Below are 22,704 nucleotides of genomic sequence, written 5' to 3' on the forward strand. Positions count from 1 at the left end.
ATCAGTCGCGATCGCCGCTGAAGACCATCAGCAGGTTCAGCAGGCTGACGAAAACGTTGTAGATGTCGAGATAAACCGCCAGCGTCGCTGAAATGTAATTGTCTTCACCGCCGGTGACGATCCGGCTGATGTCATAGAGAATGTAAGCCGAGAAGACCATCACTGCGATCGCCGAGATGGTCAGCGACAGGGCCGGTATCTGAAAGAAGATGTTGGCCACGGCCGCCAGCAGGACGACGATCATGCCGACGAACAGAAATTTGCCGAGGAAGCTGAAATCCTTCTTGGTCACCGTGGCTACCCCGGCGAGCGAGAAAAAGATCACCCCCGTGCCGCCCGCGGCCATGGCGATCAGCGAGCCGCCATTGCTGAAGCCGAGCGCCACCTGCAGGATGCGTGAGAGCATCAGCCCCATGAAGAAGGTAAATGCGAGCAAGAGCAGCACGCCCACGCCGCTGTCCTTGGTACGTTCGATGCCCCACATGAAACCAAAAGCGATCCCGAGGAAGAGCAGGAAAGACATCATCGGGCTGCCGGACAGGAACGAGAACTGCATCTGTACGCCGACCAGCGCACCGATGACGGTTGGAATCATGGTCAAGGCGAGCATCATGAAGGTATTGCGCAGGACCCGGTTCTGCTGTAGCGCGAGTTCGCTGCTGGCCTGGCTGGTCATCTGAAATTGGGGTTGCATGGTATTCCTCCTGGATATGGAAACGCGATTACGGGCCTAAGACTAGCCAATTGGCGAAAAAGTTTCAAGCATCTTTCCCCCACCGATCAGCAGCGTGCCGACGGCCTTGACAGGGTTCTGCCGTGCTATCATTGGCACGCGCGGTAGACCTCTGGCTTCGTTCTGCAAGAGCAGCCCAGGGATTCCGTCTCCAGCGTCGAGCAGGAAGCGTGGCAGAGTGGTCGATTGCACCGGTCTTGAAAACCGGCAACGGGCAACCGTTCGTGAGTTCGAATCTCACCGCTTCCGCCAGGCAATGATCTTGGTCGAATCTGAGGGGATTCGACAAGCTCAGGCCGATCGATTCGATTGATGTAACGACCTGACTGGATTGCCGTACCGGTCTGAGGGGGAAGGTCGACCATGCACAATCCAGCCAGCACGGGATACATGGGGGCGGCGGACAAACCGCTCTTCTTCTGTTTTGACGCTCCACAGAGAGCCACGACGGGAGCCACGACACGCCCCTTCGGTTTCGTTCTCTGCCCGCCTTTCGGACGCGAGTATGTCTCTACCCACCGGGTCTTTCGACAGTTTGCCAGCCGCCTGGCGCGAGCCGGCTTCCCGGTGCTGCGCTTCGACTACTTTGCAACAGGCGATTCTGCCGGTGAGGACAGCGAGGGCAGCCTGGAGCAATGGCTCGATGACGTTGCCACCGCGGTCGATACCTTCCGCAACCATACGGCCGGCATGCCGGTCTGGCTTGCCGGCCTGCGTCTCGGTGCCAGCCTGGCCGCCCTGTATGCCGCACAGCACCAGGACGTTGGTGGCCTGATCCTGTGGGATGCCGTAGTGGACGGCAAGCGCTACGTGGATACACTGCTCGCAGCGCACCAGCAGCGCTTTCGCCAGACGGCCGGGCACGGTCAGACCATCCCGGCAGCCGATGGCGTGCGCGAGGTTTTCGGCGCCCTCCTTTCCCCCCGCCTGGCAAGCGGCCTGCGTGCCATCGACCTCGCCGCCCTGCCGCGTGCTCCGGCTCCGCGGATACTGCTGATGAGCAGCAGCCCGCAAGCCGATCCGGATGACCTGGGCAACCGGCTCGCTGCGCTTGGCGCAAGCGTCGACCGGAAACACGTGCCGTGGCCCGAACTCTGGGCCGAGGGTGCCGAAATGAACGACGTTCTGATGCCGCCGGCGCGTGTCCTGCAGGCCATGGTCGACTCGGCACAGGGAGGGCTGCGATGAACGAGCGCGTTCTTTGTTTCGGCGACGGCCACCATCTGATCGGCATTCATACCCCCAGCGCTGTACCCGGCAAACGTCCCGGCATCGTGCTGGTGAACGCCGGGGTCGTTCATCGTGCCGGTCCCAACCGTCTGTACGTGAACATTGCCCGGCAACTCGCTGCCGCCGGCTACCCGGTGCTGCGCTTCGATCTCTCGGGAATCGGCGACAGCCGCCCACGCAGTGACGCGCTGAGCTTCGAGAGGAGCGCCATCAGCGAAACCTCGGCAGCGATGGCCGCGCTCGGCACCGCGAGCGACTGCAGTGGCTTCATCCTGTGCGGGATTTGCTCGGGGGCCGACATCTCGTTTCTCACCTGCCGCGACAACCCGGCAGTGCTGGGCGCGGTGCTGATCAACGGGCGTGGCCTGCATGGCGTTACCGACGACTCCGGTGATGCGATCGATGCCGACATCAACAGCACCCTGCGCGCCGGCGAATCGGCGCGCTACCTCTGGAAGAGCGCCCTTTTCAACCCGGCGAGCTGGCGCAAGCTGCTGAGCGGGCAGACCAGTCTCATCGAGCTGCTGCGCGTCGTCGGCCGGCAAATCCTGCGGCGCTTCATCGGCAGCGAGCAGGTTCCGGAAAAGGCACCGGAACTGTGCGCCGCCTTCCACGGCATCCTCGATCGTGGCACCGCTCTGCTGATGGTGTACTCCGAAGGTGACCCTGCCCTCGACTACATGCAACTGATGCTCGGCAAGGCAATGAAGAAGATCGCCGGCCACCCGAACTTCGCCGAGATCCGCATGCCGGGAGCCGATCACACCTTCACCGCGCGCCATCACCGCGACGAGCTGATCGCCACCCTGCGCCGTTGGGCCGATGCCCACTTCACTGCCTGAAACGTTCGCGCCGATCACGCTGGCAAGTTTCGCCGAACTGCCCGACGAGGCGCCTGCCCCGCAGCTCTCGGGCGACGACCTCCACCTCTGGCTGCTGCCCCTGCCGATTCGCCACGAGACGCTGCGGCAAACGATCGAAAGGCTCCCCGATGCCGCCGAGCGTGCCAGTGCCGCCGGCCGGGTGTTCGCCGCAGACCGATTGCGCCAGATGCACGCTCACGGCCTGCTGCGACACCTGCTCGGGTATTACCTTGCACGCAACCCGCAAGGCCTCGGCTTCATCACCAACGACTACGGCAAACCCGCACTGGGTACGGTCGACGGGCTGCAGTTCAATCTTTCCCACTGCCAGGATCGCGTTCTCATCGGGCTGAGCCGCCGGGTTCCGGTCGGTGTAGACCTTGAGCGCATCCGACCCTTGCCCAACCGGGATGCGCTTGCCGCCCACTGTTGCAGCGCCGACGAATTGAACTGGCTGACCGGCCGGCCGGCAAGCGACCAGGACCGGGATTTCTTCCGCCTCTGGACCGCCAAGGAAGCCGTCCTCAAAACCCTCGGCACAGGCCTCGCCCGCCCGCCCGAGCGGGTCACGATCCGCTTTTCCAATACCGACTCCGGGTTTGCCGAGGTGACCGGCGCGGGTTCGCCCTGGACGCTCTTTGTCACCTGCCCGGACGCCGACCACGCCATCGCCGCGGCCATCCGGGCAGTCATTGGCCACGGGCAAATCCGTGGCTTCCACGTCGCCGACGGGTACCCCGATCAGTAGCCAATCAGCAGCCAGTGTGGGCAGGAATTTATTTGAAGTCCCCCCTGCCGTGTACTAATCTGTATGCACCGGGATATGGGATTCGACCCCTCTGGGAGCGGGTGAGATGCCCGCAAAAGGTCGAGCGCAGGGGCAGCCGGAACGGCAGCAGCGGGCGGCAAGCCCATGAGAACAAAGCAATCCACAGGATCAGGGAGTGATCATGTCTTGCCAGGTCAACGATGCCGCGTATTCGGAACAGGCCGCACGATCCCTACCCCTATGTCATCAAATCTGCCCGAATCCTCGCCGGACGCCGGCGCAGGAACGAATCTGGTTCCTGGAACAAGCCTATCCTGGCCACGCCCACCTCCGCGTCGCCAGCGGCGCACACATCGTCGGGCCTCTCTGCACAAACGCCCTGCAGAACGCCATTGACCGGGTCTGCGCCCGTCACGACGTGCTCCGAAGCAGCCTCGGAGCAGCACCGCAAACGCTCTCCACCAGCAGCCCTGTGCTGACCGTCGACAGCCTCCCGGAAGCGCCCGGCAGCGCTGCCCAGGCACGCGCGCGCCAGCGCTGGATTGCCGTCAACGCCAGCTCCCCGCAGGATCTCGGCCAGCCGCCGCTGCTTCGGGCACACCTGCTGCGCCTTGCCGAGACCGAGCACCTGCTGCTGCTCTGCGCCCACCGCTACATCTGTGACGAGGAAGCCCTCGACCTGTTGCTCGAAGAGATCGCGAACAGCCTCGACGGCCGCCTGCCAGATCGCCCGGCGGCACCGCCCTTCGCCGATTTCGTCGCCTGGCAGGAGGCGCAGCAGACCCCCCTCCTCACCCACTGGAGAGAACGCCTTGCGGGCGCGGCAGAAGTGCTTGAGCTGCCGACCGACCATGCCCGTCCAGCGATCCAGGGCTACCAGGGCGCCAGCCTGCCGCTGCCGCTGCCAGCACCGCTCGTAGACCGTTTGTACGCGCTCGCGGCAAGGCACGCGCTGGACCTGCCAGGAGTCTTCCTGGCGGCTTTTGCTGCCCTGCTGCAGCGCTACAGTGGCCAGCACGACCTGGTGATCGGCCTGCGCAGCAGCTATCGGGCGCAAGCGCCCTTTTCCCGGCTGATCGGCCCGCTCGACAACCTCCTCGCGCTACGCCTGTCGATCCCGGTCGACGCCGACACCGACACTCTGCTGCAGCGCTGCGGCGAAGCCCTCGCCGATGCCCGCGCACACGCCGGACTGCCCTTCGAGCGCCTCATTGAAGCCCGGCAGCCCAGCCGCCACCTCGGCTGCGCGCCGATCTGCCAGGTGCTTTTCGACTACCACACGGCGCTCGCCGCGACGCTGCCAGCCGGTGCCGTCACGCTGCACCCCTTCGCCGTCGATCCCGGCAGCACTGGCCATGACCTGAGCCTGCGTATCGACGATCACGACGGCCACCTCGTCGGCCGCCTGATCTACGATCCGGCGCTGTTCGACGAAACCACCCTGCAACGACTGGCCGGCCACTATCTGAACCTGCTCGACGATCTTGCCGCCGACACCTGCAAACCGGCGGCCACGCTGCGCCTGCTTGGCGACAGCGAACGGCGGCAGCTGGTCGACGAGTGGAACGCCACCGACGGCGACTACCCGGCCGATTCGTCGCTGTCGCGCCTTTTCGAGGCCCAGTCGGATCGCAGTCCGGACGCGCCGGCCATTCTCGGCGTCGGTGCGGGCCTAAGTTACCGAGAACTCGACCAGCGTTCCAGCCAGCTCGCGCACTACCTGCGCCAGATCGGCGTCGGACATGAAACCCTGGTCGGCGTCTCGATGGAACGTTCCCCCGAGTTGTTCGTCGCCGTCCTGGCGATTCTCAAGGCTGGTGGCTGCTACGTGCCGATCGACCCCGGCTACCCTCGTCAGCGCGTCTCGGCGATGCTCGAAGACAGCGCCATCGCATTGCTGCTGACCAAGACGCGCTGGCTGGCGGTACTGCCCCCCCACCACGCCGAAGTGCTGTGTCTCGACCGCGACTGGCCGGTGATCGCCCGCCAGCCATCGACTCGCCCGACCAGCCCGGCCGGCGCCGCCAGCCTGTGCTACGTGGTGTTCACCTCGGGTTCGACCGGGCGACCCAAGGGCGTCCTGGTCGAGCAGCGCCAACTCCTCAACCGCCTGGCCTGGATGTGGCGGGAATATCCCTTCGTTGCCGGCGATGTTTCCGCCTGCAAGACTGCCCTCAACTTCGTCGATTCGCTGTGGGAATTGCTCGGCCCCCTGCTGCACGGCGTGCCGAGCGTGCTCATTCCGCAACCGGCGCTCCTTGACCCGCAGAACCTGGTCGCCCTGCTCGCCGAATACCGTGTCACCCGGATGATGCTGGTCCCGTCGCTGCTGCGCATGCTGCTCGACGCACACGAAGTGAGCCATGCCCCCAACCAGCTCGCCGCCCGCCTGCCGTTGTTGCGCGAATGGTGCATCGGCGGTGAACCTCTCAGCACCGAACTGGCCCGGCGCTTCGCACGGGCACTGCCGGGACGCCTGCTGCTCAACCTCTACGGCCTCTCGGAAGCCTTCGATGCCTGCTTCTTCGACACCGGCCAGCTTGCCGACAGCGATACCCTGGTACCGATCGGCCGCCCGCTGGCCAACGTTCAGGCCTATATCCTCGACGCCCACCGCCAACCGGTGCCGGTCGGCGTCATCGGCGAACTCTACGTGGGCGGCGCCGGACTCGCCCGCGGCTACCTCGGCAGCCCCGAATTGAGCACCGAGAAATTCATTCCCAACCCATTCCGCCAGGAAGCCGGCGCCCGCATCTACCGCACCGGCGATCTCGCCCGCTACCGCGCCAATGGGCTCATCGATTACCTGGGCCGCAGCGACCATCAGGTCAAGATCCGCGGCTTCCGTATCGAACCCGACGACGTCGGCAGCGTCCTTTGCAGTCACCCGGACATCCTGGAAGCGGTGATCGTCGCCCGTCCCGACGCCAGCGGCGAACTCGCCCTCGCTGCCTACTATGTCGCCCGCCCAGCCAGCGCCCTGGCAGCCGGTGCGCTGCAGCCCTGGCTGCGCGAACGCCTGCCCGACTACATGGTGCCCAGCAGCTACACGGCGCTGGCCACCCTACCGCTGACACCCAGCGGTAAAGTCGACCGCCTGTCGCTGCCCGCCCCCGACGACCGTCAGCAAGTGTCGGCCGCGCCTTATCTGTCCCCGGATGACGCCACCGAGCAAGCGATCGCGGCCATCTGGCAGGCGGTGCTGCTGGTCGATCGAATCGGCAGCACCGACAATTTCTTCGAACTGGGCGGCACCTCGCTGCGCATGGTCGAGGTCAATCGCCGCCTGTGCGAGCGCCTGCATCGCTCCATCCCGGTGCTGCAGATGTACCAGTACCCGACCGTGCAGAGCCTGGCGCGCTCCCTCAACGCGGCCAGCGGCCTGTCGTCAGCCAGCCCGCCGGCCATCCAGGCCGGTCGGGAACGTGCCGGGCAGCGCCGGGAGCTGCAGAACCGCCGCCAGCCCGCCGGTCGGCGATCGCCCTCCTGAGCCCCGGCAGTCGCGCCGTTCTCTTGAGCAGTCACGCCAACCGGACCACCGCATCCCCGCAATGCCAGTCAGAACCGAGTGACGACCATGAACCAGCCCGCTTCGATATCCCACTCCAACGACATCGCGATCGTCGGCATCAGTTGCCGCTTCCCCGACGCCAATGATGCTTCCGTCTTCTGGCGCAACCTGGAACGGGGCGTCGAATCGATCAGCTTCTTCTCCGAAGCCGAACTGCTCGCCGCGGGCGTCGACCCCGTCCTCCTCGCCGACCCGGCCTACGTTCGCGCCGGCGCGGTCATCGACGACATCGACTGCTTTGACGCCGCCTTCTTCGGCTACAGCCCGCGCGAGGCCAGCCTGATCGAGCCGCAGCAGCGGGTCTTCCTCGAATGCGCCTGGGAGGCCCTCGAACGCGCCGGCTACACCCCCGCCTCGCATGGTCGTGCCATTGGCGTTTTCGCCGGCTCGGCGATGAACGGCTATCTGATCTACCACCTCGCCACCCGCCCGGACGTGGCGCCGTCGCTGTTCGACTTCCAGATTCAGCTCGGCAACGACAAGGATTACCTGACCACCCGCGTCTCCTACAAGCTCAACCTGACCGGCCCGAGCATCAATGTCCAGTCCGCTTGCTCGACCTCGCTGGTGGCGGTGCATGTCGCCTGCCAGAGCCTGCTCAACGGCGAGTGCAATCTGGCGCTGGCCGGCGGTATCTCGATTGCCGTTCCACACCGGATCGGTTACCTCTACCAGGAAGGCGGCGTCAATTCCGCCGACGGACACTGCCGGGCTTTCGACGCTGCTGCCCGTGGCACGGTGCTCGGCAGCGGGGCCGGCGTCGTCGTGCTCAAGCGACTCGCCGACGCCCTCGCCGACGGCGACCACATCCACGCCGTGATCAAGGGTTCGGCAGTGAACAACGACGGCAACGCCAAGGTCGGCTACACCGCCCCCAGCGTCAGCGGCCAGGCGGCCGTGGTCGCCGAGGCGCTGGCCATGGCCGGACTGACGGCCGACGCCATCGGCTACATCGAAACGCACGGCACCGGCACGCCCATGGGCGACCCGATCGAGATCCAGGCGCTCACCCAGGCCTTTCGCGAAAGCAGCGCGCGCCAGGGTGATTGCGCGATCGGCTCGGTGAAGACCAACATCGGCCACATGGACGTCGCCTCGGGCGTCGCCGGGCTGATCAAGACCGCGCTGATGCTCGAGCACCGGCGCATTCCCGCGTCGCTGCACTACCACCGGCCGAACCCGGAAATCGACTTTGCCAACAGCCCGTTCTACGTGAACAGCACGCTTGCCGAGTGGACGCAGCCGGTCTGCCGCGCGGGTGTCAGCTCCTTCGGTCTCGGCGGAACCAATGCGCACGTGGTACTCGAGGAGGCTCCCACGCGTGCCGCCGCCAGCGCGTCGCGCCCCTGGCAGTTGATCCTCCTGTCGGCACGCACGCCCGGTGCCCTCGACCGCATGACCGAACGTCTTGCCGATCATTTGCGTACCGATCCGGCACAGCCCCTCGCCGACATCGCTTTCACCCTGCAGACCGGCCGCGAACGCTTCGCGCACCGGCGCATGCTGGTCTGCCACGACCACAACGGGCTCGTACAGGCGCTGCTCGCGGGCGACCGCCAGCGCGCTGCCGAGGCGGTCTGCGAACGGCACGATCGGCCCGTGGTTTTCATGTTTCCCGGTCAGGGCGCCCAGTATCTGGGAATGGGGCGCGAGTTGTACGACGCCGAGCCGCTGTTCCGCGCGGAAGTCGACCGCTGCGCCGAAATCCTGATCCCCTACCTTGGCCAGGATCTGCGCCGCCTGATCTGGCCATCTCCCGAGGCCAGCACAGCAGCACTGCAGCAGACCTGGATCGTCCAGCCGGCGCTGTTTGTCATCGAATACGCACTGGCCCGCCTGTGGATCAGTTGGGGCGTCCGCCCGGCAGCGATGATCGGCCACAGCATCGGCGAGTACGCCGCGCTCTGCCTGGCCGAAGTGATGACCCTCGCCGACGCCCTCAAGCTGGTGGCCGAGCGCGGCCGCCTGATGCAGGAGATGCCGGCCGGCAGCATGCTCGCCGTCGACCTGCCGGAAAGCGCCCTCGTCGATCTCGAAGCCCGCGGCCTGGCGCTGGCCGGGGTCAACGCGCCCGACCGCTGCGTGCTTTCCGGATCGACCGAAGCCATCGCCGCCTGCCAGCAGCAGCTCCACGCCAGCGGCCAGCAAAGCCGCCTGCTGCATACCTCGCACGCCTTCCATTCGGCCATGATGGAGCCGATCCTCGAGCGCTTCACCGCCGTGGTCGCAACGATCCCGCTGCAGGCGCCGCGCCTGCCAGTGGTCTCCAACCTCAGCGGTACCTGGCTCAGCGCCGCGCAGGCCTGCGACCCGGCGTATTATGCCAGACACCTGCGGCACACCGTGCGCTTTGCCGATGGCATCGGCTGTGCCGCCGGCAACGGCGACCCGGTGTTTCTGGAAGTCGGCCCCGGTCGCACCCTCGGCACGCTCGCCCAGCAATGCGCGGCTAGCTCCGGCGCCGAGGGCGCGCTATGGTCGATGCGCCACCCGCAACAGCAGGAACCCGATCAGGCGATGCTGCTCGCCACCCTCGGCAAGCTCTGGCTGGCCGGCGTCAGCGTCGATTGGGCCGGTTTTCATGCCGATGAAACGCGTCGCCGCGTGCCCTTGCCGGGCTACCCCTTCGAACGTCAGCGCCACTGGATCGAACCTGGCCGAATGGTGGCGCAGGCGACGAACGCGCGCGCGCCAACACGGACCACGCCAGGCCAGCGCCCTCTTGCCGACTGGTTCTACCTGCCTGCCTGGAAACAGTGTCCCCTCCCCACCGGCAGCACGCTGGCCAGGGGGCCGTGGCTGGTGTTCACTACCGGCGAGGATTTTGGTGACTATCTCGCCGGGCAACTGCAAGCGGACGGACAGACGGTGATCCGGGTTCTCCCCGGCACCCAAGCCGGCTGGAGTGGCGAGCGGCGCTACACCCTCGACCCGGCACGGCGCGCCGACTACGACAGCCTGCTGGCAGCACTGGCCAGCGCCGGCCAACTGCCGAAGAGCGTCCTGCATGCCTGGAACCTGACCCCGGCTGCCGGCGCCCCCGACCGGGAGAGCTTCGCCCGCGCCCAGGACCTCGGTTTCAACAGCCTGCTCTACCTTGCGCAGGCGCTGGGCGGCCGTGACTACACCGAAGCGCTCAGGATCGGCGTCCTCGGAACCGGCATCCAGGCCCTGACGCCGGGCGAACAGCCGATCGCCGAACGTGCCGGCGTGCTTGCCGCCTGCATCGTCATCGCGCAGGAATACGCCAGTGTCGACAGCCGCTGCTACGACCTGCAGCCCCCGGCCGCCGGGTCCGCCGCCGAGCGGGTTCTCGGCCGTCAAATCCTGTGCGAAATCAGCAGCGACGCGCCGGATGCCATCGTTGCCTACCGCGACGGCGTGCGCTGGGTGCAGCACTACCAGCCGCGGCATCTGGAGCCCGTCGCCGGCCCGCCGGCTCGCCTGCGCCCACGGGGCGTCTACCTGGTCAGCGGCGGGCTCGGCGCGATCGGCTACGCGCTCGCCGAGGAACTCGCACGCAGCGTGCAGGCGCGCCTGATCCTGACCGGCCGCAGTGCCTTGCCACCGTCCACCGAGTGGGACACCTGGATCGCCACGCACGGAACCGGGCACCCGGACAGCCAGCGCATCGCGCGCGTGCGCGCCCTCGAAGACCTCGGTGCCGAAGTGCTCGTCGTCAGCGCCGACGTTGCCGACGCCGACGCCATGACGCGCGCGCTGGCGCAGGCCAGGAGCCGTTTCGGACATATCGACGGCGTCATTCACGGCGCCGGCATCGTCGCCGAGCAGGCCTTCCTGGCCGTACAGGATACCCGGCCGGAGCACTGCACCGAACATTTCCATCCCAAAGTGGACGGCCTGCTGGTGCTGCACCATCTGCTGCGCAACGACCCGCCGGACTTCTACATCCTGCTCTCGTCGATCTCGGCAGTGCTTGGCGGCCTCGGTTATGCCGCCTATGCTGCCGCCAATGCCTATCTTGACGCCTACGCTGCGCGCGCATCGCGACAGCCTGGACCCGCCTGGCTGTCCATCGGCTGGGACGCCTGGCTCTCCGCCGCCAGCTCGGGCAGGCACGGCATGGGTGCAGTCGTCAATACCCTGGCAATGTCCGCCGCGGAAGGAGTGGACGCCTTCCGCCGCATCCTCGCCGCCGACCTTGGCGCGCAGGTGCTGGTATCCACCAGCGACCTTTCAACGCGTATCGAGCAATGGGTCAAACGCAAGCCGCGTGCCACCACCACCCCGGTAGCCGACGCCACACCGAGCGTCATCTACGCCACTGCCATGCAGACGGCGATTGCCCGCATCTGGGAAAGCGTCCTCGGCATCAGCCAGATTGCCGCACAGGACAACTTCTTCGACCTGGGCGGCGACTCGCTGCTCCTGATGGACGTCATCGCCCGCCTCAAGGCCGGCTACGGAATCGTCCTCAATCCACGCGAAATCATGTTCCAGACCCTCGCTCAGCTCGCCGCCCAATGCGAGGAGCGACAAGCCGCGCAACGACCCGCCGCAGCGGCAGCCCCGGCAGTATCCGCGGCTGCCGTGGGCGAGGCCATACCGGCAGGCACTCCGGAGCCACAGCGTAAGGGGGGCCTGTTCGGGGCCTTGAAGAGGAAGATTCGTGCCGGATAGACGTGCGCTGAGCGCATGCGCCTTGATCCACACTTGATCCACACTTGTACTCGTTGAAGAATCCCCGGTATAATCGCCGCCTCGTTCGCGATCCATGTGATGCGAGCGGTCGCTGGGGAGTGGCCAAGTTGGTTAAGGCACCGGATTTTGATTCCGGCATTCGAAGGTTCGAATCCTTCCTCCCCAGCCATTTCATTTTTGTCAAAGCGGGCAGGCGGTGTGGGCTGCCCGTCTTGCTTTATACGGCGCCGAGACTTCGTTCGCGCGCCACGGGAAGCGCAGCATGGCCTACGACAGCCTGATGGTATTTACCGGCAACGCGAACCCGGCACTCGCTGCCGACGTCGTCAAGCGTCTCAACATCTCTCTTGGTCGCGCCCACGTCGGTCGTTTTTCCGACGGCGAGATCAGCGTCGAAATCCAGGAACATGTGCGTGGCATGGACGTGTTCATCCTGCAATCGACCTGCGCGCCAACCAACGAGAATCTGATGGAGCTGCTGGTCATGGCCGACGCGCTCAAGCGTGCTTCGGCCGCCCGGATCACTGCCGCCATCCCCTATTTTGGCTACGCCCGCCAGGATCGCCGCGTACGCTCGGCGCGCGTTCCGATCGCAGCCAAGCTGGTTGCCGACCTATTGACGGCTGCGGGAGTCCACCGGGTGCTGACCATGGACCTGCATACCGAGCAGATCCAGGGCTTCTTCAACATCCCTGTCGACAACATCTACTCGCTGCCGATCATGCTCGGCGACGTCTGGAAAAAAAACTTCGATCATCTGATGGTCGTCTCACCCGACGTCGGCGGGGTCGTCCGGGCGCGGGCGCTGGCCAAACGTCTCGAATGCGATCTGGCGATCATCGACAAGCGTCGTCCGAAAGCCAATGTGTCCGAAGTCATGAACATCATCGGCGATGTCGAGGGGCGCACCTGCGTGATCATGGACGACCTGGTCGACACCGCCGGCACCTTGTGCAAGGCGGCGACCGCGCTCAAGCAACATGGCGCCAGGCAGGTCCTTTCCTACTGCGTCCATCCGGTACTTTCGGGCCATGCCGTCGATCGGATCAATCACTCCGATCTCGACGAACTGGTCGTCACCGACACCATTCCGCTGAGCCAGGACGCGCTCAGTTCGCCGCGCATTCGCCAGCTTTCGGTAGCCGAGGTGATGGCCGAAACGATTCGCCGGATCAGCAACGAGGATTCCGTTTCCTCGCTCTTCATCGAGTAGTAAGGCGCTCTGCGCCTGCCGTAGCGATTTCTCTCAACCCCCTGCCTGGTCGCGGGCGGGGCTTGTCTTACATCAGGAGCTATCCATGAAGTTTGAATTTGACGCGCACAAGCGCACCCTGCAGGGGTCCGGAGCGAGCCGCCGCCTGCGTCGCCAGAATCGCGTGCCGGCGATCGTTTACGGAGGCTCGGCAGAACCGCAGTTGATCGACATCGATCACAACGAAATTCTCCTCAACCTGCGCAAGGAAGCGTTTCATTCTTCCGTTCTGACGCTGAACATCGATGGCCGCGTCGAAAGTGTCGTGCTGCGTGACTCGCAGATGCACCCCTGGAAGCCACTGGTCCTGCATGTGGATTTTCAGCGGGTCGACATGACCCATGCCATCCACCAGCGTGTCCCGTTACACTTCATCAACGCCGACATCGCGCCGGGAGTCAAGATCAGTGGCGGTCACGTCGCGCACGTCCACAACGACATCGAAGTAACCTGCCTGCCACAGGATCTGCCGGAGTTTATTGAAGTCGACCTGCAGAACCTCCAGGCTGGCCACTCGATCCATGCTTCCGAACTGGTTCTCCCGGCGGGAGTCACCCCGGTCCTGCATGCCGAGGATTATGTGCTGGTGTCGATCCCGGCCAAGAAGGGCGGTGACGAGTCCGAGACAGCCACAGGCACAGCGACTGCCGGCTAACTCATGACTTTCCAGGCACCCACGGCGGCCTGGCAATCCACCGCATGCCACCACCTCGTCTGATCGTCGGCCTCGGCAACCCCGGCAAGGAATACGAAGATAACCGGCACAATGTCGGCTTCTGGTTCATCGACCAGTTGGCGCGGCAATTGCAGGCGCCGCTGACTGCACAGGGCCGGTTCCTTGGCCGCGTTGCCCGCATCGGCGAGCTGTGGCTGTTACAGCCGATGACCTATATGAACCTCTCCGGCCAGGCAGTCGCCGCGTTGGCGCGTTTCTACAAGATCGCCGCCGACGAGACCTTGGTCGTTCATGATGACCTCGACCTGCCGCCCGGCAGCATCCGCCTCAAACAGGGCGGCGGCAACGGCGGGCACAACGGCCTCAAAGACATCCAGGCCCGCCTTGCGAGCCCGGATTTCTGGCGACTGCGACTGGGAATCGGGCATCCCGGCGAGCGCGCCGAAGTCGTCAACTATGTCCTCAAGGCACCCCGACGTGAAGAACAGGCCCTGATCGACCCGGCCATCGATCGCTGCCTGGCCGCCTGGTCCCTGCTCGCCACCGGCGACTATGCGGCTGCGCAACGGCAACTGCATCTCAAGACCATTTAATAATTGGAATCCCAATGAGCCTCCAGTGCGGTATCGTCGGTCTGCCGAATGTCGGCAAATCCACCCTTTTCAATGCCCTGACCAAAGCCGGCATCGCCGCCGAGAACTATCCCTTCTGCACCATCGAACCCAATGTCGGGATTGTCGAAGTGCCCGATCCGCGCCTGCAACAGATCGCGACAATCGTCAGGCCACAGCGCATTCAGCCGGCGATCGTCGAGTTTGTCGATATTGCCGGTCTGGTTGCCGGCGCTTCGAGGGGTGAAGGCCTGGGTAACCAGTTCCTGGCGAATATCCGCGAAACCGATGCCATCGTCAGTGTCATCCGCTGCTTCGACGACGACAATGTCGTGCATGTCTCGGGGCGCGTTGATCCATTGTCGGACATCGAAACCATCCTGACCGAACTGGCACTGGCCGACCTCGCCTCCGTCGAACGCACGCTCAATCGCGAGATCAAGAAGGCACGTGCCGGCGACAAGGAAGCGCAGAAACTGGTCGGTGTTCTCGAACGCCTGCTGCCCCATCTCAACGACGGCAAACCAGCGCGCACGCTGACCCTTGCCGCTGACGAAAAGTCCCTGCTCAAACCGCTGTGCCTGCTGACCATCAAGCCGACGATGTACGTCGGCAACGTTCTCGAAGATGGTTTCCTGAACAACCCGCACCTCGACCGCCTGTGCGCGCATGCAGCCATCGAAGGTGCGCCGGTGATTGCCCTGTGCGCCAAGATCGAAGCCGAACTCGCCGACCTTGATGACGAAGACAAGGCGATTTTTCTGGCCGACCTCGGGCTCGAAGAACCGGGGCTGAATCGCCTGATCCGTGCAGCCTACCAGTTGCTCGGTTTGCAGACCTACTTCACGGCCGGCGTCAAGGAAGTGCGGGCCTGGACCATCCACGTCGGCGATACCGCCCCGCAGGCCGCCGGGGTCATTCATACCGACTTCGAAAGAGGCTTCATTCGCGCGCAAACCATTGCGCTGTCTGACTTTCTCGCCTGCAAGGGCGAGCAGGGAGCCAAGGAGGCCGGCAAGATGCGCGCCGAAGGCAAAGAGTACGTCGTCAAGGACGGCGATGTCTTGAATTTTCTGTTCAACGTCTGAACCACTTGATGACCCGGGCCGCTGAATCTGTTTCGCAAAATCGACAAGTAGGCAATTTATGTCTTCTGATCGCGTCGACGCAAGTAATTGGCGAGGTCTTGGGCGTTCACCCAAAGGGCACCATTCACGCGGAAGTTGCGATACTCAATCGCCTCGGGACCGATAATCTGTTTCAATTTTGTTGTCGTTGTGCCAAGCAGCCTCGCCGCTGCAGGCATCGAATAATAGAGCTTGCCTTCGTGCACCATCTGCGTCTTGGCGGCCATCTTGCTACTCCCTCTCAAATCCCTGACTTGTAAACCTCAACGTCCGGCTGTTCTCTGTCACCGTGCGCACCACGTTGTCCGGCGCGCCTTGGGGTATCTGCACTTCGATTTCGATGGTCACCGTCACCGTGGCACCCATCAGGCCGGCCAGGTGTGAGATCACCTCTTCGGCAATCCTGCTGGCATCGCGACCGACGCGGGTGGCGTCGAGTGTTGCCGTGCCGTGAAAGCGTTTGGGCTTCGCTGTCCCTGCTGCGGTTCCCGGCGTTTTACCCGTGCCAGAGCCCTCGCCCGTACTGTTGCCTGCTCCGGCACCATCGCCGGCATTGCCGCCAGGCGTCGCGCCGGTTCCGTTGGATTCCGGCACTTTGCGCTCGGCCTCAATCTGGTTGAACGCCACATCCGGCTTCACCACCAGCGCCGGCGAGTGGGCATCGGCCAGATTGATCAGCGTACCACCGCGCAAACCCAGATACCGGCCAGTCGTTTCGTCGTAGCTATCGGCAAATCCGAAGGCGTCCTGCCAGATCATCAGATTCACGCCATCGCTTATGGCGCGCAGCAGCACCGTCGAATCCTTGAGGCGCGGCAGATACAGGTAGCGCGCAAAGTCCTCCACCAGTTGCTTCACCGAGACATGGCTTTTCGCATCACCGCGCCACAGCGGCACCTTGTCCAGCTCCATGCGCAGGCGTGTTGATGCAAAGGTGGTCAGATACAGCTCGTCGCTCCGCAGTTTCCTGCTGACGCGCACGGCCAGAGCATCTGCCCCGGACAGCCGCAGTGCCTCCCAGGTGATCTGGGCTTGCGGCGTCCCCTGCACCGGCACCAGCAACCATTGGTACGTCTCCGGCAGCCTGGCGGTGACCGTGCCGTCGGCGGCGGTCTTCTGGGTCTCGGCCTGGGTGACCTGATAGGGCGACAGGTTGAGCTGCACCTTCTCGTTCAGGATCGACTCCCACGCCAGGTATTTGCGCGCCGCTTCGTCGAGGTCCTGCAGGCGGGTCTTGTCCGCCGCCAGGAAGACAAGGGTATTCCGATACAGACGGGGCGTATTGCCACGCGATTCCAGAATTGCCTTGGCAGCAAGCTCGCCAGAGCTGTTCCCTTCCTTGCTGTACGGATGATTGACGCCCAGCACGACCAGCCGTGCATCCAGGTCGTCGGGAATGTCCGCCCCGGTCGCCGGCATCGGATGAATGCGCGCGAAGTCGCCCTTGCGCTCCAGATCCTTGCGCAGGCGTTGTTCGATCTCTTGCGCCACCTTGTCCGGATTGCGCCTGAACTGTTCGGCGCGGTCTTCGGCCAGTTTGGTCACCGTCGGCTGTGTCGAATACCAGTAGTGCGGCCCGTCCTGGTAGAGGTAGGTCGCCGCCCCGGCCATCCGGCGCAGCGCGTCACCGAACACCGCAGGGGATTCGCCCGGCATCGCGCAGCCGAGTTTCACGCGTCGATCCTCGATCCCCTTGTGCGCGGCGGCGGTGGTCGGCGCCGAGCCCATGTAGATCGCGCGCGCCACCCGCCGGCACGCCGAGACCCGGCCCAGATTGGGCAAGTCCCGGTCGAGCTTCAGCGGCAGCGAGTTCGGCCCATCGACATCCTTCTCGATCACCGGCACCCAGTTGTCGGAGAGGTAGCGCGTCAGTTCGGACTGCACGCGCGCGTCGTCGATCGCCACGTTGCCGGGCAGGATCAGCGGATTGCGGTCGCCCTTCTCCCACAGGCTGTGGATCACCGCCGCCATCAGCCGCAGCACGCCGCGCGTGCGCTGGAATTTGACCAGCGTCGACCAATCGGTATACAGCCGGTCGAAGATTTCCGGGTGGATCGGATAAGCCGCGCGGATGCGCTTCTCGTACTCGGATTCGCGGCACTCGGGCGGAAACTCCGCCTGCTGCGTGCGGTAGAACTCGGCGAAGGCGCGCGCTACCACGTCCCGGTCCTTGAACTGCGCCGGATCGGCAAGCGGCTGGAACAGGCGCCGGCGAACGATCTCGAAGCCTTCTTCGGCACTGGCCGGCCGCCACGACGATTCGACACGCCCGACGACATTGCGCAACCGCTCGAGCGCCTCGCGGCCACGCGTGCCACCGACTTCCACGTCGTTCGCCTGCGAGTGTGGCAGATTCTGTGGCGAACCCGAGGTATCCGACGCCGGCAGGCTGATCACCAGCAGACAGTTCTTCGCCAGCTTGGCCGATTCGGTCAGCACCTGCGCAAAGCTGAATTGCGTCTCGAAGCCGCCGGCCGGCAGGTCGCTCTGGTCGTGAAGCTGGCGCGCGTAGGCGACCCACTCGTCGACCAGGATCACGCACGGGCCGTAGTCGTTGAACAGCTCGCGCAGGACGTCGCCGGGGCTGGTCGCCTTCTCGTCGTCAGCCGCCAGCCGCACGAATGCTGGTTTGCCGCCAAGCTGCCAGGCCAGCTCACCCCACAGCGTGCGCACGACCGTACCGTCGGGCTTGGTCGACGGGTTCCCCGGAGAAATCTTGTTACCCACCAGCACCACGCGCCGGGCCGTCGGAACCCTGCTCGCCCCGGCGGTCGACATGACTTCGTCGATGCCGGCCAGCTCGGTCGGCGCGATGCCCGAGAACAGGTGGTAGAGCGCCAGCATCGAGTGCGTCTTGCCGCCGCCGAAGTTGGTCTGCAACTGCACTACCGGGTCGCCGCCGCCGGTGGTCAGGCGCTGCACTGCGCCGATCAGCATCCCTTTCAGGCTTTCGGTCAGGTAGGTGCGGCGGAAGAACTCCACCGGGTCCCGGTATTCGTCGCTCCCCTCGCCCAGATGCACCTGCCACAGATCGGCGGCGAACTCGGCCTGCTGGTAGCGACCGCTGGCCACGTCGGCATGCGGCATCACCACTTCGCGCCAGGGCCTGAGGTTGCCGGTGACGCCGCTTTCAACGGCCGTGCTGGCCGATTTCCGCTTTTCGCTGCGCGCCTGCTCGTCGAAGCGAACGCGCAGCAGTTCCATCTTCATCTTTTCGACGTCGTCCGCCTGCGCGGCCGAAACGGCCGAGAGCAGCCGCCCGGCCGAATCGAGGGCACGGTAGGCGTCGTCGCTGGAGAAGGGTTCCTGGTGCGCCCAGGCATTGCGCACGGTCACCAGCTCATTGACCAGACTGCGCTCGCTCTTGCCGAGGATCTGGCGAAATACCTCGGTCCATTTGCGATCCATGACGACCAGCGACGCCGCGACGTCCTGGAGGGATTCGCTCTTGCCGGCACTAAAGCGAGTGTCGGAAAGGATATCCTTCACTTCGAAAGCCCAGCCGTTGCCATACTTCGCTTTCAGTTCCCGCTCGATGAACGGCAGCAGGCCGGTTTTCAGAAGCTCCAGCGCTTTGCCGACGCGCTCGTGGTTGGTAATGGCCATGGTGGTGTTACTCCGATTCGAGCACGGTTTTCAGTTGTTCCAGCAGCCCCGGCAGCGCGAGCTGCACGGTGTCCCACAGGATGTTCTGGTTGATGTCGAAATAAGCGTGCACCAGGCGATTGCGCATGCCGACGATCTGCGGCCAGGGTACGCCGGGAAATTCGCAGCGCCCGGCTTCGCTCACCTGAGTTGCGGCCTCGCCGACAATCTCCACTGCGCGAGTCAACGCCAGGCGTAACATCGGGTCGCTCTCCAGGTCCTCGCGTTTGCGCCCCTCGACGAAAGTCAGCGCCTGGCTGGCCGCGTCGATCATGTGCCCGACCCGCCAGCGATCATCCGGCGACATACTGCACCTCTGCCATGCGAACCACCTCGTCGCGGAAGTAGCGACTCAAGTCCTGCGCGGTACGCAGATCGACTTTCCGCCCCCCGAGGGCTTGCGACAACTCGATTTCCATCTGCGCCATGTCGAGCAACGTCGGTCGCGCGTCGGGCAGAAACTCGACCAGCAGATCGACGTCGCTGTCCGGCCGAGCCGTTCCCTTCAGTTGCGAGCCGAACAGCGACAGGCGACGAATGTGATGGGCTTCGCAGAAGCGCGCCAGGGTCTCTTGGTCGAGGTTCAACAGTCGTTTCATGAATCCTCCTTCGCGGCCTCATTCTTGCCCAAAAAGATCAGGCGTGGCAGGCGTCAGCGCTCGGGGCTTTTCGGCGGCCAGGCGGGTGATCTCCGGCCAGCTCTGCACAAGACCGTTATACGCCATCGCCTCGACCGCGCGCTTCCTGCGCTCGCACAGGGTGTAGAGGCGGTAACAGAGTTCGCGGGCGGTTTCGGCCTTGCTGCCGAGCTTGGCGACCAGTCCGGCGGCGGCGCTCTCACCGCCGGATTCGAGCGCGCGAATGAGGTGGTGCACGATCTCCCAGTGCGTGAGCCGCTTGTCGGTCAGCGGGTCCCAGTCGGCCGGCAGCTCGTCCGGTTTGAGGAGGCGCACCTTGCCGGCTCGGGATACCAGAATGCCGGCTTCGTCGAGGCCGCCGACGCTGGTGTTCTTGGACTTGGAAAGCTGCTCCGCCACTCCGTAATCGCCTTCGGCAAAGCCGGTCTGGTCGAACCAGGTGAGCGCCCAGCGGCTGTCGGCGTCGAAGTCGCCTTCCTGCTCGGCCAGCGCTTCGTCGAGAGTCTGGTTGATCAGAGCCAGGGCGGCGCGGACCGGCAGCGGCTTGCCTTCGGCATCGAGTACCTTCGCGTAGCGCGTATAGACGGCCATGCCGGGGCCAATCGCGGCTTGCGCGAGGTCCACCGGGGCGATGTTGCCGGCTTGCAGGTGCGTCAGTGCTTTCGGAAGTTCAGCCTTGAGGGCGGTGACGAAATCGCGGCGGGTGGCGGTCGGTGCGGTGGCTGGACGTTGGCGACAGACGAGGACGATGCTGGACGCGAGCGCGTTAGCGCCTTGGTTACGCTTCCTGTTCTCCCGTTCGGTGCGAATTGGCCAGGTGCCGCTGATGGCGAAGCCAGCTTCGATAACAGCAGCGATGAAGGTTTCCCATCCAGTGCTAGCTGTGCCAGCTTCCGTGTCGCTTTCCGACTGCTTAAAGGCATAGTAGATCGTGACCGGATAAGCCGGATGCGCCTGCTCGGCGAGCCGGTGCATGGCCTGCGTCATGCCGTTCAGAAAGAAATGCTCGGCACGTCCCCTACCACCGTGCCTGTCGGGGGTCGCTACCAGTTCATCTGCCTTGGGAACCGCCATCGTGGCGAAAAGACCAGAAAAAAGTGGGCGAAGCGAACGGCGTAGCCAAACGTAAAAGAAATCCGACAGATCGGCGTAGCCGATATTGTCGTAGTAGGGCGGGTCCGTGGAGACAACCTTGCCAATGCTGACCAGTTGCGAAGAAGCGTCGCTCTGGCTTGCATACCCCACTGAACCACTGCGCGCGTTGTTGGACAGTAGCCCCGCAACTGTATTTCTCAGCATACTTTCGAATGAGCCGCTCGGACCTCCAACGGTATTTGCTTCTGCGTAGTCCCAGGACATCGGGAGAGCCTGGCGCCCGAACGTGTCGCCGGGACATTCAACAGTGATCTTGAACGTGCACAGTGTGCTTGCGCGGTTGCTTGTCTTGCTTACCGAGAACCCCAAGTACACCGCCACCGCATCCGCATACGCCGTTGCTCCAGAACCGCCCCTTTCGAGGCTTTGGTCGTCCAGTACTCCTGCGACGACGGCGTCACGCTTCACCCGCTCGCGTGCCTGCCCGACCAAGTCGCAGAAGGTGGTCAGCGCGACGATCTGGCGGTCGGTAAACAGGTCGCTCCATTTCGTCATTCCATAGTTGCCGACGCGGAAGCCTAGCGCCTGCGGGAAGAACTCGACCTCCGGTTTCCATTCAGGCATCACCATGTGCGCCGCCTCTTCATGCTCTGGTGTAGGCGCGAGATAGATACGCTGGCGATCGCCTTCGGCCACAATCGCCATCAGCCGAGCACCCATACGTCCGGCCATGCCTTCGGCTTTGATGTACTCACCGGAGATCGGTGCCCCCGACATCAGGCACCCAAAGTTTGCGCGCGCCAGCTTAGTGCCACCCTTCGCCCCTTCCACATCCTTCGGCTTGCCGACCTTCACCGTGAAGCGATAGCCGCCGCCTTCGATCACTGGCTCGACATAGGCTTCCTTGCCCGCCTTGGTCGAGAGCATGAAGGTCGATGCAAGCGGTACATCGACATGCGCGAAGGCCGGGTTGGGGCTCTTGACCGTGCGCGCCCACAGCCAGGCAATGACCGTGAGTTTCCTGCCGACATAGGGCTTCAGGTCGGGCCGATACTTCGCCATATCGGCGGTGACCTCGATCTTCGGGTAGAGGTGGCCGATGCGCTTCTCGGCCTCGTCGCGCATCCACTGGCCGTAGTAGCGCACGTCCTCGGCCAAGCCGGTCACTCCCCGCCATGATCCCGATGCGTCCAGCTTCCGGCGCGATTCCGGATTGACCGGCGGCTTGCCGGCGAACTTCGGCGGTATCTCGATCATCGCCTTGTTGATCAGTACCGCCACCGGGTTCAGATCGCTGGCGTAGCTTTCCAGCCCCAGCCGCTGCGCCTCGAGAGGCAGCGCACCACCGCCGGCGAACGGGTCATGAAAAGCCGGCAGCCTGTAGCGGTCGAACAGTTCCTTCGCCCGCGGATGGTCGGCATGCTCGGCGCACGTGTAGCGCCAGCTCTGCCAGATTTCGTCGCGCGCCTGCTGCAGCAAGGTCTCGTTGGTCGTGTTCTCCCACTTGACCAGCTCCTCGATGATGCGGAACAGCCGCTGCCGCTCCTTCTCCTGCTTCTTCTCCGTCGGGAAGAGGTCCGGATGCGCCGACGGGTCATCGACCATCTGCGCGAAGATCACCGCCCGCGCCGCCGCCAGCGGCCGCCGCGCCCACCACAGGTGCAGCGTGCTCGGGTGGCCGTGCCGGATGGACTTCTCGCGCGCGCTGGCGATGTTGATCGCCTCCAGCGGCAGCGCGACTTCGATGAGTTTTTTCTTCTGGATCACGTGATGTCTTTCTGATCGGCCACTTGCGCGAAATGCCGGAGCACGTGGTGAACCGAGGTGTACGG

15 protein-coding genes and 2 tRNA genes are annotated in these 22,704 nt (G+C 64.7%); 11 read left to right on the forward strand and 6 right to left on the reverse strand.

Annotated elements, in window-relative coordinates; genetic code table 11:
• Position 1: 1 nt before the first annotated feature.
• On the reverse strand, positions 2–694 hold the full coding sequence (locus V5B39_RS10205) for a Bax inhibitor-1/YccA family protein (protein ID WP_332342784.1): 693 nt from the start codon (positions 692–694) through the stop codon (positions 2–4).
• 203 nt (positions 695–897) lie between these two features.
• Here V5B39_RS10205 and V5B39_RS10210 point away from each other — a divergent pair.
• The 11 genes from V5B39_RS10210 (at position 898) to ychF (ending at position 15,455) form a co-directional block, all read left to right on the forward strand.
• Positions 898–985 (forward strand) — tRNA-Ser (locus tag V5B39_RS10210).
• 111 nt (positions 986–1,096) lie between these two features.
• Entirely contained in the window at positions 1,097–1,921 is an 825-nt protein-coding gene (locus V5B39_RS10215) for an alpha/beta fold hydrolase (protein ID WP_332342785.1), read from the forward strand.
• Positions 1,918–2,805 (forward strand): alpha/beta fold hydrolase, encoded by an 888-nt coding sequence (locus tag V5B39_RS10220; protein WP_332342786.1) that lies wholly within the window; start codon positions 1,918–1,920, stop codon positions 2,803–2,805. Before V5B39_RS10215 ends, V5B39_RS10220 begins: the two co-directional genes overlap by 4 nt.
• The gene (locus tag V5B39_RS10225; protein ID WP_332342787.1) at positions 2,786–3,574 is read left to right on the forward strand and encodes a 4'-phosphopantetheinyl transferase family protein; all 789 of its coding nucleotides are present in this window, start codon (positions 2,786–2,788) and stop codon (positions 3,572–3,574) included. Before V5B39_RS10220 ends, V5B39_RS10225 begins: the two co-directional genes overlap by 20 nt.
• 202 nt (positions 3,575–3,776) lie before the next feature.
• Positions 3,777–7,085 carry a non-ribosomal peptide synthetase gene (locus V5B39_RS10230; RefSeq protein WP_332342788.1) on the forward strand — a complete coding sequence of 1,103 codons (3,309 nt, stop codon included), beginning with the start codon at positions 3,777–3,779 and terminating at the stop codon, positions 7,083–7,085.
• 87 nt (positions 7,086–7,172) lie between these two features.
• Positions 7,173–11,807 carry a type I polyketide synthase gene (locus tag V5B39_RS10235; protein ID WP_332342789.1) on the forward strand — a complete coding sequence of 1,545 codons (4,635 nt, stop codon included), beginning with the start codon at positions 7,173–7,175 and terminating at the stop codon, positions 11,805–11,807.
• A 113-nt stretch (positions 11,808–11,920) separates the two neighbouring features.
• A tRNA-Gln gene (locus tag V5B39_RS10240) sits at positions 11,921–11,997 on the forward strand.
• A 93-nt stretch (positions 11,998–12,090) separates the two neighbouring features.
• Complete coding sequence (locus V5B39_RS10245) at positions 12,091–13,041, forward strand: ribose-phosphate pyrophosphokinase (RefSeq protein WP_332342790.1); 951 nt, start codon at positions 12,091–12,093, stop codon at positions 13,039–13,041.
• 85 nt (positions 13,042–13,126) lie between these two features.
• A complete protein-coding gene (locus V5B39_RS10250) occupies positions 13,127–13,735 on the forward strand; it encodes a 50S ribosomal protein L25/general stress protein Ctc (protein ID WP_332342791.1) in 609 nt (202 codons plus the stop codon).
• 44 nt (positions 13,736–13,779) lie between these two features.
• Positions 13,780–14,349 carry an aminoacyl-tRNA hydrolase gene (gene pth, locus V5B39_RS10255; RefSeq protein ID WP_332342792.1) on the forward strand — a complete coding sequence of 190 codons (570 nt, stop codon included), beginning with the start codon at positions 13,780–13,782 and terminating at the stop codon, positions 14,347–14,349.
• Between the two features lie 14 nt (positions 14,350–14,363).
• Positions 14,364–15,455: a redox-regulated ATPase YchF gene (ychF, locus tag V5B39_RS10260; RefSeq protein WP_332342793.1), complete on the forward strand. Its 1,092-nt coding sequence runs from the start codon at positions 14,364–14,366 to the stop codon at positions 15,453–15,455.
• Between the two features lie 56 nt (positions 15,456–15,511).
• Here the strand turns inward: ychF and V5B39_RS10265 are convergent, their stop codons facing one another.
• The 5 genes from V5B39_RS10265 to V5B39_RS10285 are packed head-to-tail and all read right to left on the reverse strand — an operon-like array spanning position 15,512 to position 22,639.
• Positions 15,512–15,721: a hypothetical protein gene (locus V5B39_RS10265; RefSeq protein WP_332342794.1), complete on the reverse strand. Its 210-nt coding sequence runs from the start codon at positions 15,719–15,721 to the stop codon at positions 15,512–15,514.
• Between the two features lie 4 nt (positions 15,722–15,725).
• Positions 15,726–19,100: a Swt1 family HEPN domain-containing protein gene (locus tag V5B39_RS10270; RefSeq protein ID WP_332342795.1), complete on the reverse strand. Its 3,375-nt coding sequence runs from the start codon at positions 19,098–19,100 to the stop codon at positions 15,726–15,728.
• A gap of 7 nt (positions 19,101–19,107) precedes the next feature.
• Complete coding sequence (locus V5B39_RS10275; RefSeq protein WP_332342796.1) at positions 19,108–19,446, reverse strand: HepT-like ribonuclease domain-containing protein; 339 nt, start codon at positions 19,444–19,446, stop codon at positions 19,108–19,110.
• Complete coding sequence (locus V5B39_RS10280) at positions 19,433–19,738, reverse strand: nucleotidyltransferase family protein (RefSeq protein ID WP_332342797.1); 306 nt, start codon at positions 19,736–19,738, stop codon at positions 19,433–19,435. Before V5B39_RS10280 ends, V5B39_RS10275 begins: the two co-directional genes overlap by 14 nt.
• 18 nt (positions 19,739–19,756) lie before the next feature.
• Positions 19,757–22,639, reverse strand: coding sequence for a DUF1156 domain-containing protein (locus V5B39_RS10285; RefSeq protein WP_332342798.1), 2,883 nt, complete (start codon positions 22,637–22,639; stop codon positions 19,757–19,759).
• Positions 22,640–22,704 lie beyond the last annotated feature (65 nt).

Source organism: Accumulibacter sp. (assembly GCF_036625275.1).
Taxonomy (GTDB): domain Bacteria; phylum Pseudomonadota; class Gammaproteobacteria; order Burkholderiales; family Rhodocyclaceae; genus Accumulibacter.